Source organism: Flavobacterium myungsuense, assembly GCF_042677265.1.
Taxonomy (GTDB): domain Bacteria; phylum Bacteroidota; class Bacteroidia; order Flavobacteriales; family Flavobacteriaceae; genus Flavobacterium; species Flavobacterium myungsuense.
Genome location: NZ_JBHTIZ010000022.1, coordinates 92,442 through 109,862 on the forward strand (window position 1 = coordinate 92,442; position 17,421 = coordinate 109,862).

A 17,421-nucleotide genomic window follows, 5' to 3' on the forward strand; every position below is an offset into this window, starting at 1 on the left:
TTTTTGTATGGTGAATATAGACGAAAAATACATCAAAAGGTGTTTAGAAATTGCCAAAAAGGGCTTACCGGCTTCGATGCCAAATCCATCGGTTGGTGCTGTCATTGTATACCAAGACAAAATTATTGGTGAAGGATACACATCTGCTTATGGTGGTGCTCATGCCGAAGTGAATGCTATACAAACTGTAAAAGACAAATCTTTACTTGAAAAAGCAACTATTTATGTAAGTTTAGAACCATGCAGCCATTATGGAAAAACGCCACCTTGTTGTAATTTAATCATAGAATATAAAATACCAAATATTGTCATAGGGACTTTAGATCCAAATATAAAAGTAGCTGGAAATGGAATAAAAAAATTAATCGAATATGGCAAAAATGTTATTGTGGGAATTCTTGAAAAAGAATGCAAAGAATTGAACAGACGTTTTTTTACTTTTCACGAGAAAAAACGTCCTTATATTGTATTGAAATGGGCAGAAAGTCAAGATGGATTTATAGCTCCAAAAAATAAGTCAGAACAAAAACCTGTTTGGATAACTAATTCATTTTCAAGGCAATTGGTTCACAAATGGCGCAGTGAAGAACAATCAATTCTAGTTGGCACTCAAACTGTTGTTGATGACAATCCGAAATTAAATGTTAGAGATTGGGTTGGAAAAAATCCTACTCGAATAGTTTTAGACCAAAATAATAGAATCTCAAAAGAAAGTCATATCTTTGATAATCAAGCAGAAACAATAATTCTTTCTTCGTCTGAAATTGATTTTAGTAATACTATAGCTAGTCAAATTTGTGCAATTTTATATGAACGTAATCTTCAATCGGTACTTATTGAAGGAGGAACACAAACATTACAAACCTTTATTGATGCTAATCTTTGGGACGAAGCCAGAGTTTTTAAAGGAAATTTGTTTATAGGAAACGGAACTAAAGCCCCAGTTTTAAAATCGAAATGGATTGAAAGGCAATTCATTTTAGAAGATGAACTTTTAATTTTTAAAAATTATGATTAACGCTATTATTTTCGATTTTGGAGATGTATTCATCAATCTTGATAAAGAAACAACAGAAAATGAATTTAAAAAATTAGGTTTAGAGTCCTTAAACGATCCGTTATTAGTAAAAAATGACTTATTCGAAAAAGGAAAAATCACAGAAGAAGAATTTTTAGGAAGTTTTCAAACATTCATACCAAACGCAACCTTTAAAGAAATTAAAAAGGCTTGGAACACTATTTTAGGTGATTTTCCTCTATATCGTTTAGAATTTTTACAAATGCTTGCTGGCAAATACCGCCTTTTTTTATTATCGAACACTGACTCAATTCATATCAAACATTTTGAAAAAAAATATGGACCCTCTTTTACAAAAGATTTTTACCAATGTTTTGAAAGAGTATATTTTTCCTACGAAATGGGCATGAGAAAACCAGACGAAGCTATTTATAATTTTGTTTTAAAACAAAATGAATTAACCCCTAGAAATACTTTATTTGTTGATGATAAAAAAGCGAATACCGATTCAGCAAAAGCTTTAGGGATTCAGGTTTGGAATTTACAAGTGGGTCAAGAAGATGTGGTAGATTTATTTGAAATTGAAGTATTTTAAATCATTTTGGATAGTTACAGAACTATAGCCTTACCTTCTGAGGAAATTCTTTTCAAAGAAAAAAACAGCAAGTTTTTCGGGTATGCTTTTCCAATAAGTTCGGAAAATGAAATTAAATCATTACTAGAGCCTCTAAGAAAAAAACATTTTAATGCTGTTCATTTTTGTTATGCATTTCAAATTGGAACTGAGTCTATTTATTATCGAATAAATGACGATGGAGAACCCATTAATAGTGCAGGAATGCCTATTTACGGACAAATCCAATCTTTTGAAGTAACTAATGTATTAGTTGTAATTGTATAGGTATTTTGGAGGAATAAAATTAGGTGTTGGAGGATTAATTTCGGCATACAAAACTGCTGCTCAATTAACCTTAGTATCTGCATCAATAATCGAAAAAATAATAGATATTCATTTTATAGTTTCATTTGACTATAAAAACATGAATAAAGTAATGCGAGTTATAAAAGAAAAAAATGCAGTAATTGTTTCTCAAAAAATGGAACTAAATTGTGAAATTGAAATTGCAACGCGAAAAAAAAATGCTGAAATGTTATTTGAAATCTTTAACTCTATGTTTCAAATTGAAATAAAAGAGAAAAATTAAAATTAATTATTCTTCTATTTCCTTTAAAAGTGATTTTATTGCATCAGGAGGTGTAGTTGGACGACCCGTTTTTAAGTCTACAAAAACTAAAATAAAAGCAGCAGTTGTTAATAACTCATTTTGCTCACTCCAAATTTCACAATCAAATTCTATCTTAACAGTACTGTGTTTTTTGAACTTCGTTTTTACTACCAATAGGTCATCATAACGCGCTGACTTTTTGTAATTTATAGTCATAGAAACTATTGGTAAAGCAATTCCACTTTCCTCTAAGCTTTTGTAGGAAACCCCTTTGTTTCTGAGCCATTCAACTCTACCTATCTCAAAATAAGGGATGTAATTTCCATGATAAACAACTCCCATTTGATCTGTTTCTGAATAACGTACCCTTACTTCAATTTGATGCTCTTTCATGTTGTTTATATTAAATTTATAGTATCTTTATGATTGTAAAAAATATGCCTTACAACAATATTTTTAAAAAACCAATGTGTATTTAATTTTTTTTTAACGATTTTTGTTCACATATTTGTTACCCCAAAAAAGAGATAAAATATATCCTTATTTCTTTGTAAGATAACCTTTAATAAAAATACAAATTTAACAAAAAATATGAGCAAAACTGCGCAATCAGTATGGGAAAATTGTCTGTCTTTCATAAAAGACAATATCCAAGACCAAGCTTACAAAACTTGGTTCGAACCGATTAAGTCTGTTGAGCTTACCGATAATGCATTATATATTCAAGTTCCTAGTAAATTTTTCTACGAATGGCTTGAAGAACATTACGTAAAATTGTTAAAAGTAGCCTTAACCAAGGAACTTGGTAAGAACGCTAAATTATTGTATAAAATAAAAATGGAAAATACATATGGCAATAAGCAACCTTTCATGGAGCAATTGCCAAGTGCCCATAGAAGTTCTATGAAAACCCAAGAAGTGGATGCTCCATTTAAAAACTTAAGTCCTGAATTAAAAAATCCGTTTGTTATTCCAGGAATTAGAAACTTAAAAATAGAATCCCAATTAAATGCTAATTATAGTTTTGATAATTTTCTTGAAGGAGATTCTAACAGACTTGCCCGTTCTGCAGGTATGGCAGTAGCCAATAAGCCCGGAGGAACATCATTTAATCCGTTATTAATTTTTGGAGGAGTTGGACTAGGTAAAACTCATTTGGCTCACGCTATTGGCGTTGAAATTAAAGATAAATATCCTGAGAAAACCGTTTTATATATTTCAGCAGAAATTTTCACGCAACAATATATCGATTCTGTAAAGAAAAACAATCGAAATGATTTTATACATTTCTATCAGTTAATTGATGTTTTAATTATAGATGATGTTCAGTTTTTATCTGGAAAATCAGGAACTCAAGACGTGTTTTTTCATATATTCAACTATTTACATCAAAACGGAAAACAGGTAATTCTAACTTCTGATAAAGCACCTGTTGACATGCAGGACATTGAACAGCGTTTGCTTTCTCGATTTAAATGGGGATTATCGGCTGAACTGCATCAGCCTGATTATGAAACTAGAATTTCTATTCTAAAAAACATTTTATATCGAGACGGTGTAGAAATGCCTGACGAAATTATTGAATATGTTGCCAGAAACATCAAAACAAATGTTCGAGAATTAGAAGGCGCCATTATTTCATTAATAGCACAATCTTCTTTCAATAAAAAAGAAGTTACTTTAGATTTAGCCAAACATGTTGTAGAGAAATTTGTTAAAAATGTAAAGAGAGAAATTTCTATAGATTATATTCAGAAAATTGTTTCTGATTATTTTCAATTGGATTTGGAAACCTTACAATCTAAAACTAGAAAACGTCATGTTGTGCAAGCAAGGCAATTAGCCATGTTTTTTGCAAAAAAATTCACTAAAGCTTCATTAGCAAATATTGGTTCTCAAATTGGCGATCGCGACCATGCAACCGTGCTTCACGCTTGCAAAACAGTTGATAATTTAGTTTCTACTGACAAGCAATTCAAAAAATTTGTAGAAGACATCAATAAAAAATTAACTCTGTAAATGTCCGTTAAAATTTTAATGGTTTGTCTTGGCAATATCTGTCGTTCTCCTATGGCAGAAGGATTATTAGCCTCAAAACTCCCTAAAGATTTATTTTTTGTAGACTCTGCAGGAACAGGAAATTGGCATGTTGGAAAACAACCTGATGATAGAGCCATTGCAGTTGCCAAAAAAAACAAACTCGATATTTCACATCAAAAAGGCAGACATTTTAAGAGTACCGACCTAGATACTTTTGATTACATATATGTAATGGATAACTCCAATTATAATGATGTACTATCCCTAGCCAAAAACGAAGAACAAAAAAGTAAAGTACAACTTATTTTAAACGAACTTTTTCCAGGAGAAAATGTTGATGTTCCTGATCCCTATTATGGGTTGCAAAACGGATTTGATTCCGTTTTTGCCATGTTAGACAAATCTTGCGAAGTCATTGCTGAAAAATTAATAGCAAAACATAGCAAAACAGCTACACCAAAAACTATTTCTACTCGCGGAAAACTCTATTTAATCCCTACAACTTTAGGCGAAAGTGATCCCTTAGATGTTTTACCACAAACGGTAAAAAGAGCTGTAAATTTTATTGATGACTACATTGTTGAAAATGAAAAAACCGCTCGAAAATTTATAAAAAGTATTCATCCTGAAAAAGTTCAAGCTTCATTGAGATTAAGTGCTTTGAACAAGCATACCTTAATTTCAGAACACAATAAAATGATTCAACCATGTCTTGAAGGCAAAAATATTGGTTTAATGTCTGAAGCAGGTTGCCCAGGAATTGCAGATCCTGGCGCAGTAATTGTTAAATTAGCCCATGAAAAAAACATTCAGGTCATACCTTTAGTAGGTCCTTCATCTATTCTCTTGGCTTTGATGGCTTCTGGAATGAATGGTCAGAATTTTGCATTTAACGGCTATCTTCCTATTGATAAGGCAGAGAAAAAAACAGCTATTAAAAATTTGGAAAAATTATCTCAGGACAAAAATCAATCGCAAATTTTTATTGAAACACCATTTAGAAACAATAAAATGCTAGATGATATTTTGCAAGCTTTGCAACCCAACACTCATTTGTGTGTTGCTGCAGATATCACGTTACCTTCTGAGTATATTAAAACCATGCGCGTTTCAGATTGGAAAAAAGCAACTATAGATTTGCACAACAGACCAACCATTTTTATTATTCACAAATCATAAAAAAATCCTGTCATAGCAGGATTGTTTTTTAATGAATACAATTGTTATTTTGCTTTTGCATCATTATCAGCTATTATACCAGATGTTTCATAACCCCCAAATTCTCTCATGTACGTGTTTACAGAAGTACCATAATTATCTTTACATTTTTTAGCACCATTAGAATTTAGAAATCTTTTTACAGAACCAGCACCACCTAAATGAGCCGCAGCTAAAATACCAGATTCAGTGACTTTAACACCACTAATTATTTTTCCAGAAAATTTTTCGATTTCGTCCTTCAATTCCCATTTGTTTTTTGATAAAAGTGCAACAAATGCTTTTTCTTGTAATTTAGGACTATTTAGAAAGGTTAGGCTGTCATGAATTCCAATGGTTTTAAGAGTCTCTAAACCAAACTGGTATTTACCCATATAACCCAAAGTATTTATTTTTTTGTATTTGCCTTGCGATTCTTTAAAAGCAACTGCTTCTTTAAAACCTATAAAAAACTTTCCAGTAAAAGGGACATTTAAATTAGGGTAATCTTTTTGTTCTTTTGAAGGAAATAAGTATGATAATTCATCATTATTATTTGCCTGAAACCAATTGTGATTTTGTAATTCGAAGGGTTTAAAACCAGAACTTAAATAAGCAATTATTACAATCAAACTTGTGTAAAAAAACCATTTTTTTATCATGTTTTGTTTTTCTTCTTAACCTGTCACTTCAAGAAATTTCTACAGTGCAAATGTACAACAAAAAATACAAATCTGAAAATCAATCAGTTAAAGTTTTTTAAAAGTAAATAAAGTGAAATTTAAAATTTCCTTTGCCATTGATTTCAAACGTTGGAGCTGGAATTTTGACAGAATTAAATATTGAAAAAAAAGTTTTTAACACATGCGATTTTGTGGGAATTTTAGTCAAATCGGCATCGAAACTAAAGTAAAATTGGCGGTATCTTTTTGATTCTGGGAGAAAAATAGTGTTTATAAAGGTGTTATTTCCTGTAATCATTCCTTCTGCTCCATATCCAATGGCTACATTGAACCATTTTGGTATTGTAGAACCTTTTATAAACGAATGTAAATTAAATGACAACCAGTACGTTTGCCCATTATAATCCTTCAAAATTTGTTCGCTTAAAGTATTTCCTAAAACATTTGGACGAACTTGTGCATAAGGTGTGGTATGAAAAGAAAATTTTGGAATAATTCGCTGCTCTTTCCACAACAACTCCTGCGATACATACATTACAGTTCCTGAAGCATTGGCTGCAACGTCACCAATTGAAGCGCCCCAATTAGATGAATACCCATCCATAACCTCAACTGCTGAAAGAAATACAAATCCTAAAGTGGCACCATATAACAATTGATTTTTTCTACTTACTCCACTCCATTGTAATGCCTCTTTACTAAATCTGCCTAATTGATAGGAAGAAAATACATGACCCGCTTTATCCATTTGAAGCCATTGGGCATTGTCATTTATGAAATGGAAATCTGATTTTGGATAGTCTGCATACCAAAGTTGATTCAATCCTATTAAAACTCCTGTAGAAAGTGCTACTTGTGAAATGGCCACTGTATTTCTTTTCTTAGTATTTAAAGTATCAGTAGGCTTTAAAATTTGAGAGAAAATAGAAGAAGAAAATATAAAAACAAATAGAATTAAATAAATAGGTGTTTTATATTTCAAAATTTATCTTTTTATACCTTGTTGGTTAACCCAAGCCACATATTTTTGGCGGTTTACTTCATGCTGAGCAGTTGTTACTGCAAATTCATGATAACCAAAGTTTGTGACACTAGCACAGAAATAAATATAATTGTGTTTTTCAGGATTTAATACAGCATCTAAAGCGGTGATGTCCGGCATAGCTATTGGCCCTGGAGGTAAACCTTCGTATTTATATGTATTATAAGGGGAATCGGTTTCTAAATCTTTATATAAAACTCTTTTTATAACTTGAGTAAAGTCGCCTGATTTTAATTTAACAGCATAAATAACAGTTGGATCAGCTTCTAATTTTATTCCCCTTTCTAATCTATTCAAATAAACCCCAGCTACTTTTGGTCTTTCATCTCTTTTTACGGTTTCCTTATGCACAATTGATGCTAATACAGACACTTGAATAGGTGTTAGATTTAGCTTTTTTGCTTTTTCTAAGCGGGCCTCAGTCCAAAATTTACGATATTCCTTTGCCATTTTATCTCTAAATTTTGTAGCATTTGTATTCCAAAAGAATTCATAGGAATTGGGAATAAACATACTCAAAACATTTTCTTCTGTAAATCCGTTTTCCTCTAAAAACTTTTTATCTTTAAAAGCAGTTAACAAACTCAAACTATCCGCTTCAATTTGAGAACCAATGCGTCCAGCAAAGTTTTCTAGTCGTTCTTGATTATTAAAAGCCAAATTAACAGGAACATTTATACGTAAAGCATTTACAATTTCATTACTATTCATTCCTTTTTTAAGTAAAAATCGTCCTGCTTTTTCAGTTCGTTCTGGATATGATTTTTTATTAGCTACCATTTCAAATCGTTCCATATCTTGTATATAAGGAGAAACTATTTTTTTTACAGCTTCGTAGTCAGATTCTGTTGGAATATATACAAAAACTTCATTTTCATTAAACTTGGTATTGGCTCCAAAAATATCACGATATAATATGTATCCGTAAACTATTAAACTTGAAATTAATAGCAATGAAAATAGTGTAATAATTTTTTTAAAGTTCAAAATGATAAATTTAAGATGGATTAATTAATTGAAACAAAGCTTCGTCTTTGTATTGACCGTCAACCAAGTTCCATTGTTTTTTGGTTCCAATATTTTGAAAACCAAAATTAGTAAAAAGTGCTAAACTGACCTCATTTTCTATATCAATATTAGCATAAAGTTGATGTAAATTTAATTTTGCAAAAGCATACTGAATTAGTAAATCTAATGATTCTGAACCAATTCCAGAATTTCTGTTTTTAGAATCTTTTATGAGAATACCAATGCCTGCCCTATTATTTTTAGGATCAAAATCAAATAAATCTATTAAACCTATGGCAGAGAAATCTTGATTTTTGCATATTGCTAATCGAAGTTGCTTGGCTTCATAAATGTCTTGATGTGCGTTTTCTAAATACTGACGAATCAAAAATCGACTGTAAGGGGTTTGCGTATTGCTTACTTCCCAAATGGACTCATCATTTTCTATTGAATAAACGAACTCCAAATCATCGGGTTCGAGCGCACGTAAATAAATATTTTGACCTTTTAAAGTTACCATTGAATCGTTCCTTTAAAAACAAATTCTGCTGGTCCTTTCAGAAAAACATTGGTAAACTTTTCATGCGTTTTATCAAATGAAATTTCGAGTTTGCCACCTTGAACATTAATTTGAACAGTATTTAAATTGGTTTTTCCTATACTATACATAGCAATTGCGGCTGCTGTAGCTCCTGTTCCGCAGGATAAGGTTTCGTCTTCTACACCTCTTTCATATGTTCTTATGGCAAAGGTATTTTCGGAAACTTGTTTCACAAAATTTACATTACTTCCTGCATTCCCGTACAAATCGCTGTAGCGAATTTTGGCTCCAACTTCTTTAACATTAAAATGTTCTAAATGGTCTACCATTTGAATGTGGTGAGGTGAACCTGTATCCAAAAAAACATATTCGGGTGTTATTTTTACAGCATCTACTGATTTCATTTGAAGCGAAACGATTCCGTCTTCTGAAATTGTTGCGTGATGCAAACCATCTGTAGCGATAAAAACAGTTTGATTTTCAATAACATTTAATTTTTTGGCGAAAGCAACTAAACATCTGCCACCGTTTCCACACATGGAACTTTGATTGCCATCAGAGTTGTAATAGACCATTTTGAAATCAGTAGCATTTGCGAGATTCGAAGCAATCGAATCATTTTCTAAAAGAATTAATCCATCAGCTCCTATTCCAAAACGGCGATTGCATAGTTGTTCAATTAATTTAATGTTCTCTTTTGGGAAAAAATTAGTACGATTGTCAATCATCACGAAATCATTTCCTGTGCCTTGGTATTTGTAAAATTCTGTTTGCATTTTTAAATTGTAATAATACAAAAGTACAACTATTAATTAAAAGTTAATCATTGTTAAACGTGCGTTAAACTCAATTTATAGAAAAAATATTTTTTTACTTTTACTTTTAAATAATTTAAAACTATAATAAAAATGAAAAGATTTGGAAATTTATTTTTAGTCTCTTTATTAAGCGGTGCAACAACACTTGGTGCATACAAACTATTATTTGAAAGTGATTTGATAAGGCCTAAATCAATAGTAACACTAGCGCCTGAAAATTATTCTAGAAGTGTAGGTTTGAGTAGTGAGGCAATAGATTTTACTGAGGCCGCAGACAAAACAGTTCATACTGTTGTTCACGTAAAAAATGTTTCGTTTAGAACAACTACTAACCCAATGTTAGAATTTTTCTATGGATTTGGAGGTCAGCAACAACAAGAACAAGTAGGAACAGGCTCAGGAGTGATTATTTCTGAGGATGGTTATATTGTAACCAATAACCATGTGGTTAAGGATGCATCAGAATTAGAAATTACTTTAAATGATAAGAAAAAATACAAAGCAAAACTCATTGGCTCAGATGCCAAAATGGATATCGCTGTTTTAAAAATTGATGCTAACGAAAAATTACCGTATTCTGTTTTTGCCGATTCTGATAATGTAAAAGTAGGTGAATGGGTTTTGGCAGTTGGTAATCCATATAATTTAACCTCAACAGTTACTGCTGGTATTGTTTCTGCAAAAGCGAGGAATTTAGATACAAACGGAATTCAATCTTTTATTCAAACTGACGCTGCTGTAAATCCGGGCAATAGCGGTGGTGCATTGGTCAATACTCATGGTGAGTTAATAGGTATCAATACTATGATTTCTTCCCAAACGGGTTCTTATGTGGGGTACTCTTTTGCTGTACCTTCAAATATTACTCGGAAAATTATTCAAGACATTATGGAGTTTGGTAATGTACAAAGAGGTATTCTTGGTGTTGAAGGTGCTGAGCTAAATGGTTCTGCTTCAAAAGAATTAGGCATTAAAGAAACACAAGGTTTTTACATTAAAAAAACAACTAAAAATTCTGGAGCTGAAAAAGCAGGTTTGCAAACAGGAGATATCATTATTAAATTAGACAATCAGAACATATCTACTTTTGCGGAGTTATCTGGTTACGTTAATACAAAAAGACCTGACGACAAGGTATTAGTTACTTTTATTCGAAAAGAAAAAACGATGACCACTACAGTAACATTGTCAAAAATTAGTGTGTCTAGTACAGAATTTAAAGGACTTGAACTAGAAAATATTACAGCTGCCGACAAGAAAAAATTCAGAGTGGATTATGGCGTAAAAATAAAAGAACTTAATAATGAGCGTCTTAATGTTTATGCAAATGATTTAAAAGGTGGAATTATTTTAAGCATTGGAAATACTAAAATTACAGATATTGAAACGGCATCAAAAATATTTTCTAATATTGACGAAAAAGAAACCGTGCAAATAGAAATGATGACTGTAACTGGACAAATTATCCGATTAATTTTATAATTCATCTTACTAGTTTTTCAATATTTTCAAAAAAGCCATCAATTTTAAGATGGCTTTTTTAATGAATATTATTTGCTACTATTACTCCTTTGGTTTAGAAATATAATAAATTGGAATTCCAATTAACATAATTAAAACTCCCCATCCACAAGTACTTGTTTTGGTAAACAATAAAGCAATAGAAATAGCACTTGCTACAATTATATAGAACAAGGGTAAAAAAGGATAGCCAAAAGCTTTATAAGGTCTTTCTATATTTGGCATATTTTTACGAAGAATAAAAATACCATATATAGTCAAAATATAAAAAATCAAAACGATTATTATTACAAAATCTAGTAAGTCACCATATTTTCCTGTCAAACACAATGCTGATGCCCAAATACATTGCGCCCACAAAGCCCATTCTGGAACACTTGATGCATTTAGTTTTGCTGCTTTCTTAAAAAACAATCCGTCATTTGCCATAGTATAATAGACACGAGCTCCTGCCATTATTAAACCATTATTACACGCAAATGTTGAAATCATAATCATTATGGCAATAATATAAGTTCCTATATCTCCAAAAATATATTGCGAAGCTACAACAGCAACCCTATCTGATTTTGCCGTTGCAATTTCATCAAAAGGAATTACCGCTAGGTACATTAAATTTGTTAATACATAAATTATGGTAACTATAAAAGTTCCAAGAAACAAACTTAAACCTACATTTCGTTTCGGATTTTTTATTTCAGCAGCTATAAATGTAACGCCCACCCATGCATCGCTAGAAAACAAAGAACCGACCATAGCTGCAGAAATTCCTGAAATTAATGCTACACCACTTATTGGTAACCAAGAACTTGAATCTTTAACGAATGATTTTGTAGCCCACATATCTGACCAATTGGCATTCCAAATCTCAGCTTTTGCAGCCAATAGAAAACCAAAAATAATTAATCCAAAAAGCGATAAAATTTTAATAATTGTTAAAATGGTTTGCATCATTTTACTCTTCTTTACCCCACGACTATTTAAAAACGTTAGGAAAATAATAGTAATTATAGATACTATTTGAGCTGCATTGAGTTTAAATACACCTATTTCAAAAAGAATATTTTCATCACTCATTGGAGGAAATAGATAGGCTGCAAACTTGGAAAATCCAACCCCAACGGCCGCAATTGTTCCTGTTTGTATTACCGCGAAAAAACTCCAACCGTATAAAAAAGCAATTAATTTCCCATAGGCTTCTCTTAGATAGACATATTGTCCGCCTGCTTTTGGAAACATGGAGCTCAATTCACCATAACTAACAGCAGCTATCATTGTAATAATTCCAGAAATTATCCAAATTAAGGTTAACCAGCCTGCTGAACCTACTTGTCGAGCAATATCTGAACTTACAATAAATATTCCTGAACCTATCATAGAACCAACGACAAGCATTGTTCCGTCTAGTAATCCTAGTTCTCTTTTAAATTGATCTTTATTAGAATCTGACATAAAATTTCGATTAGAGTGTGGCTAAAGATATACTTTTTCATCAAAAAATGAAACTGAAATATAAATTTAGAATATAATTCATCTAAAAATAGACAAACCTGCTCTATATAAGAACAGGTTTGTCATTTGAGAAAACATAAATACAAAAAAATCAATCTTTATTTCCCTTATTAAACTTTATAAATCTTCTGAGTGTATATAATTCCTCCCGAGAATACTTTTACTATATAATATCCACTTCTTAAATTAGAAATATTTGTTGATCTGGATCTCAATCTTCCAGACAAATTGTAAACCTCAATCGTAAATTCTTTCACTGGCAAATTCGTTACTGTAATTATCGAATTATTTATCAAAGTAATTTTTACTGGTTCAACAACAACTGGAGTAGAAGTTACAACCGGTTCTACAACTATTATTGGCTCTGTAATTACTATAGGTTCTGGAGTTATAGATACAGTTGCAGTTGTTTTAGTATAAGTTTGATTCAAATTATTATAGCCTTTAGTAGCATCCCAAACTCCAACATTAGCAAATTGAATAGAGAATAAAGGATTTGCTATTTGCGGGTCTGGTAAATTTAAAAATAATGAGTACGTTCCTACTGGCACATCAAGATTTAAGTTTTGAACAATTTGTGTTTGTGTACCTCTATGCCATAAACGTACATCTGAATTTATAGGAAAAGAATATTCAACATTAGTAGAAGTATTTCTTAATACAATGAATGCTTTTCTTTGATTAAAAACATTACCAAAACCAACATTTTGCAAATTGATGGTTAAATCATTATTAGTAATTGTAGAATTCAACAATTCAAATCGATACCCTAGTCTTCTTTGTATTTCATCATAACAACCGCTCGTTTTCCATAAATCTAAAGTAGCTCCATAATATCCTATATTTAAATAATTGTAATGAAACTTATTTAACATACTAACAGCATTGGTGCAATTTTGATACGTAGTATTCAATTGATTGGATTCTCCACCACAAAAAGTATACTTAGATTGCCCTTCTAAATAAGGATACTCGAGAGCGGTATTTTTAAAAGTACCAACATCTGAAGCACTAGATAAAAAAGCGTCATTGTGTAATGCAACCCTAGATTTAGCTGAACCATTATAAGCTTCTGCAGGTGAAATTGAGGTAGTTCCACTAATAATTTGTTGAAAACTTGGTGTTCTAAAGGCCACCATTCTGTCCGGAGCTAATTCTAATATTTTTAGTCCTATTTCTTTTCTGTCAGCTAGGTTTTGTGCAGAAACAACTCCGTTATTACCAAAATTATTGGTATAATACCATTCCCCGTACTGACCAATAAATCCAGCTTCAATATTTGATATTACGTCTTGGTTAGGAATAGTAATTGTTTTTAATTGTTCGATATGAGAAATGATTTGCGCCTTAGTTGCATCAACAGCATCAACTTCAGTATATCGAAACCTAATTATAGCCTTAACGCCCGATAACCGTAATGTATTAAAATCTTTCAGGATGTTATCTAAAAAGGTTTGAGAAATTGGAGTATTCTTAAACGCTCCTAAATCATAAATTCTTAAAATTAGAGTTACTTTTTCATTTATCCGTGAACTAGTCAAGGAAGATTGGCTTAAGAAAGAAAATGTAGTTGTACTTTGAGCTTTAGAATACTTGTACCATCCTCTTTCAGGATTTGAGAAATTTTCAGTGCTAGACACATAACTTTTTGTTTGTGCCTGCAGAGCCGCTGTAAAAAGCAGCATGAGTAATACTTTTTTCATAACAATAGTAGGTTAAGATTAATAATAACATTTGGGGAAATGTTTTTTGCTTTACTGCTAATTTGGGATTAACAATATTGCACTACAAATAAATATTTAAAAAAAATAAAAAAATAAAAAAATCGATTAAGTGATTGATAAATTCGATTAAATACGTTAAAATATTTTTTTTGTAAGAATTTAGATATATTTTTAAAATCAATAAATTAATTTAAAATGTAGCTAGTCAATCTAAAAAAAAGTATTTACCGAAAAGCCTGTAAAATAAAAAATCACTTAAAAACAAAAAAATCCTCGAAAAAACTTCGAGGATTTCTATAAAACTTAAAGAATAAATTATGCTTTACCTGCAGCTGCAATTAAATTTAAAGCAGACCCAGCTACGAACCAGCCAATTTGTCCATCATTATAGGTATGGTTAGCTAAGATACTATCTTTAGAACCATCTGAGTGAACGAATTCAAGAGTTAATGGTTTGCCTGGAGCAAAATCAACTAAATCTATAAAATTTATAGTATCGTCTTCTTGAATCTTATCATAATCTGCTTCGTTTGCAAAAGTAAGACCTAACATTCCTTGCTTTTTCAAGTTCGTTTCGTGAATACGTGCGAATGATTTTACCAAAACTGCTTTCACTCCCAAGAAACGAGGCTCCATGGCTGCATGCTCACGAGATGACCCTTCGCCGTAATTGTGATCTCCTACTACAACTGAAGCAATTCCAGCTGCTTTGTATTCACGAGCTACAGCAGGAACAGTATCGTATTGTCCTGTTATTTGATTTTTAACTGAATTCGCTTTTTGGTTAAAAGCATTTTCAGCACCTATTAACATATTATTTGAAATATTATCTAAATGTCCTCGGAAACGCAACCAAGGTCCAGCCATAGAAATATGATCGGTGGTACATTTTCCAAAAGCTTTAATAAGTAATTTAGCTCCCATAATATTTTTCCCGTCCCAAGCATCAAATGGAGCTAATAATTGTAAACGATCTGATGTTTCACTTACAACAATTTGTACTTTTGAACCATCTTCAGCTGGCGCTTGAAATCCTGCATCTTCGACAGCAAATCCTTTTTTAGGTAGTTCATCACCATAAGGCGCACTCAATTTAACTTCTTCTCCTTTATCATTTATCAAAGTATCAGTTATAGGATTAAAATCTAAGCGACCTGAAATAGCTAAAGCAGCAACCATTTCTGGTGAAGTAACAAAAGCATGAGTGTTTGGGTTACCATCGGCACGTTTAGAAAAGTTTCTGTTAAAAGAGTGAACAATGGTGTTTTTCTCCCCTTTATCAGCCCCTGCTCTATCCCATTGTCCGATACATGGTCCACAAGCATTAGTAAAAACTTTAGTTCCCATTTTTTCGAAAGTAGCAATCATGCCATCTCTTTCAATTGTATACCTAATTTGTTCTGACCCTGGATTAATACCAAACTCTGCTTTTGGGCTAATTCCTAATTCGATTGCTTGATTTACAATTGAAGCAGCACGAGCCATATCCTCATAAGATGAATTGGTACAAGAACCTATTAAACCCCATTCAACTTTAATTGGCCAACCGTTTGCAGCGGCTTCAGCTTTCATTTGAGAAACAGGAGTTCCACGGTCTGGAGTAAAAGGACCATTAATATGTGGTTCTAATTCTGAAAGGTTAATTTCAATTACTTGGTCAAAATAAGTTGCTGGGTCAGTATATACTTCTGGGTCAGCTGTTAAATATGAAGCTACAGTATCGGCAGCATCTACAACGTCCTGACGACCAGTTGCAGATAGATATCTTCTCATAGATTCATCATAACCAAATGTAGATGTGGTAGCTCCAATTTCTGCGCCCATATTACAAATAGTTCCTTTTCCTGTACATGACATTGACAACGCTCCTTCTCCAAAATATTCAACTATAGCTCCAGTTCCACCTTTTACAGAAAGAATATCTGCTACTTTAAGAATTACGTCTTTTGGGGCAGTCCAGCCAGAGAGTTTACCGGTCAATTTTACGCCTATTAATTTAGGGAATTTTAATTCCCATGACATTCCTGACATTACATCAACTGCATCAGCACCACCAACACCAATAGCTAGCATTCCTAATCCTCCTGCATTTACAGTATGTGAATCGGTACCAATCATCAAACCTCCAGGAAAAGCGTAGTTTTCTAGAACGATTTGGTGAATAATTCCTGAACCTGGTTTCCAAAAACCAATTCCGTATTTGTTAGAAACAGAAGAAAGAAAATCAAAAACTTCTTTAGATTGTGTATTTGCTACAGCTAAATCGCTAGAAGCCCCAACTTTAGCTTGAATTAAGTGATCACAGTGAACGGTTGTAGGAACTGCAACTGTTTTCTTTCCTGCATGCATAAATTGCAATAAAGCCATTTGCGCAGTTGCATCTTGACAAGCTACTCTGTCTGGTGCAAAATCGACATAATCGACCCCTCTTTTAAAAGCTTGGGTTGGATTTCCTTCCCAGAGGTGATTGTATAAAATCTTTTCTGTTAATGTAAGTGGACGTCCTACTATTTGTCGAGCTGCATCTACACGAGAAGTCATGTTTGCATACACTTTTTTAATCATTTCAATATCAAAAGCCATACTATGAGTGAATTATATTATTACTGTTTTTTATATAAGTGGCACAAAATTAAACAATCTTATTGAGAATAAAAAGCTTTTAGCACTGAGGAATCCTAAACATATCCTAAAAAAGAATTAGACTAAAACTTTCATGTTTTTAAATAATTGAAAATTCGTAATTTAAATTAATCTTATCATTCAAATATTTAAAAATCTAGGTGTAAAAAGAGAATTCAATTGAATTTTTGATTGCTGCCTAAGTTCATAATTAGTTTTTCAAAGTATTTATACATGATAAAACTTAGAAAAAAAACTAATATAATGTAAATAAAAGTAAAAAAGTGCAATTGTATCATTGAAAACGCACTAATATTAAAGCAAAATTTCATTACTTGTAATACAATATTATACTGCAATAAATAAATAGAATATGATAGTAAACTTAACCCGTTGGGTGTAATTAAATTATTTGATTTTTAATATTGTTTATAGGTCTGTCAAAAATGAATTTATTGATATACTGAAC

The 17,421-nt window shown here is 31.7% G+C and carries 14 protein-coding genes and 2 pseudogenes; 7 read left to right on the forward strand and 9 right to left on the reverse strand.

Annotated elements, in window-relative coordinates:
* Positions 1 to 10: 10 nt before the first annotated feature.
* The 3 genes and pseudogenes from ribD (at position 11) to ACFQ0S_RS08285 (ending at position 2,223) form a co-directional block, all read left to right on the forward strand.
* Positions 11 to 1,018 carry a bifunctional diaminohydroxyphosphoribosylaminopyrimidine deaminase/5-amino-6-(5-phosphoribosylamino)uracil reductase RibD gene (ribD, locus tag ACFQ0S_RS08275; RefSeq protein WP_379759096.1) on the forward strand — a complete coding sequence of 336 codons (1,008 nt, stop codon included), beginning with the start codon at positions 11 to 13 and terminating at the stop codon, positions 1,016 to 1,018.
* Positions 1,011 to 1,613, forward strand: a complete 603-nt coding sequence (locus tag ACFQ0S_RS08280; protein WP_379759061.1) for an HAD family hydrolase — start codon at positions 1,011 to 1,013, stop codon at positions 1,611 to 1,613. The genes ribD and ACFQ0S_RS08280 overlap by 8 nt, the downstream gene beginning before the upstream one ends.
* Positions 1,614 to 2,223: pseudogene (locus ACFQ0S_RS08285) on the forward strand (IMPACT family protein).
* A gap of 6 nt (positions 2,224 to 2,229) precedes the next feature.
* On the opposite strand, the gene ACFQ0S_RS08290 reads toward ACFQ0S_RS08285, so the two are convergent.
* Complete coding sequence (locus ACFQ0S_RS08290) at positions 2,230 to 2,637, reverse strand: acyl-CoA thioesterase (RefSeq protein WP_379759064.1); 408 nt, start codon at positions 2,635 to 2,637, stop codon at positions 2,230 to 2,232.
* A 198-nt stretch (positions 2,638 to 2,835) separates the two neighbouring features.
* Between ACFQ0S_RS08290 and dnaA the strand changes: the two genes are divergently transcribed.
* The 3 genes and pseudogenes from dnaA to ACFQ0S_RS08305 all read left to right on the forward strand — a co-directional run bounded on the left by dnaA (position 2,836) and on the right by ACFQ0S_RS08305 (position 5,463).
* The gene (dnaA, locus tag ACFQ0S_RS08295; RefSeq protein ID WP_151106501.1) at positions 2,836 to 4,263 is read left to right on the forward strand and encodes a chromosomal replication initiator protein DnaA; all 1,428 of its coding nucleotides are present in this window, start codon (positions 2,836 to 2,838) and stop codon (positions 4,261 to 4,263) included.
* 18 nt (positions 4,264 to 4,281) lie between these two features.
* Positions 4,282 to 4,683: pseudogene (locus tag ACFQ0S_RS08300) on the forward strand (low molecular weight protein-tyrosine-phosphatase); the annotation flags it as partial.
* Positions 4,684 to 4,749: 66 nt separating this feature from the next.
* Positions 4,750 to 5,463: an SAM-dependent methyltransferase gene (locus tag ACFQ0S_RS08305; RefSeq protein ID WP_379759100.1), complete on the forward strand. Its 714-nt coding sequence runs from the start codon at positions 4,750 to 4,752 to the stop codon at positions 5,461 to 5,463.
* A gap of 44 nt (positions 5,464 to 5,507) precedes the next feature.
* Here the strand turns inward: ACFQ0S_RS08305 and ACFQ0S_RS08310 are convergent, their stop codons facing one another.
* The 5 genes from ACFQ0S_RS08310 to dapF form a co-directional block, all read right to left on the reverse strand.
* Positions 5,508 to 6,143 carry a peptidoglycan-binding protein LysM gene (locus ACFQ0S_RS08310; RefSeq protein WP_379759067.1) on the reverse strand — a complete coding sequence of 212 codons (636 nt, stop codon included), beginning with the start codon at positions 6,141 to 6,143 and terminating at the stop codon, positions 5,508 to 5,510.
* Positions 6,144 to 6,240: 97 nt separating this feature from the next.
* On the reverse strand, positions 6,241 to 7,146 hold the full coding sequence (locus ACFQ0S_RS08315; protein ID WP_379759070.1) for a DUF2279 domain-containing protein: 906 nt from the start codon (positions 7,144 to 7,146) through the stop codon (positions 6,241 to 6,243).
* A 3-nt stretch (positions 7,147 to 7,149) separates the two neighbouring features.
* On the reverse strand, positions 7,150 to 8,193 hold the full coding sequence (mltG, locus tag ACFQ0S_RS08320; protein WP_379759073.1) for an endolytic transglycosylase MltG: 1,044 nt from the start codon (positions 8,191 to 8,193) through the stop codon (positions 7,150 to 7,152).
* A gap of 10 nt (positions 8,194 to 8,203) precedes the next feature.
* A complete protein-coding gene (locus ACFQ0S_RS08325; RefSeq protein ID WP_379759076.1) occupies positions 8,204 to 8,734 on the reverse strand; it encodes a GNAT family N-acetyltransferase in 531 nt (176 codons plus the stop codon).
* Complete coding sequence (gene dapF / locus ACFQ0S_RS08330; protein WP_379759078.1) at positions 8,728 to 9,531, reverse strand: diaminopimelate epimerase; 804 nt, start codon at positions 9,529 to 9,531, stop codon at positions 8,728 to 8,730. The genes ACFQ0S_RS08325 and dapF overlap by 7 nt, the downstream gene beginning before the upstream one ends.
* Before the next feature lie 132 nt (positions 9,532 to 9,663).
* Here dapF and ACFQ0S_RS08335 point away from each other — a divergent pair, with 132 nt between their 5' ends.
* Positions 9,664 to 11,055 (forward strand): trypsin-like peptidase domain-containing protein, encoded by a 1,392-nt coding sequence (locus tag ACFQ0S_RS08335; RefSeq protein WP_379759081.1) that lies wholly within the window; start codon positions 9,664 to 9,666, stop codon positions 11,053 to 11,055.
* An 81-nt stretch (positions 11,056 to 11,136) separates the two neighbouring features.
* On the opposite strand, the gene ACFQ0S_RS08340 is transcribed toward ACFQ0S_RS08335, so the two are convergent.
* The 3 genes from ACFQ0S_RS08340 to ACFQ0S_RS08350 all read right to left on the reverse strand — a co-directional run bounded on the left by ACFQ0S_RS08340 (position 11,137) and on the right by ACFQ0S_RS08350 (position 16,913).
* Entirely contained in the window at positions 11,137 to 12,546 is a 1,410-nt protein-coding gene (locus tag ACFQ0S_RS08340) for an APC family permease (protein ID WP_379759084.1), read from the reverse strand.
* A gap of 170 nt (positions 12,547 to 12,716) precedes the next feature.
* Entirely contained in the window at positions 12,717 to 14,309 is a 1,593-nt protein-coding gene (locus tag ACFQ0S_RS08345) for a DUF4832 domain-containing protein (RefSeq protein WP_379759087.1), read from the reverse strand.
* 336 nt (positions 14,310 to 14,645) lie between these two features.
* A complete protein-coding gene (locus ACFQ0S_RS08350; RefSeq protein WP_379759090.1) occupies positions 14,646 to 16,913 on the reverse strand; it encodes an aconitate hydratase in 2,268 nt (755 codons plus the stop codon).
* Between the last annotated feature and the right edge of the window lie 508 nt (positions 16,914 to 17,421).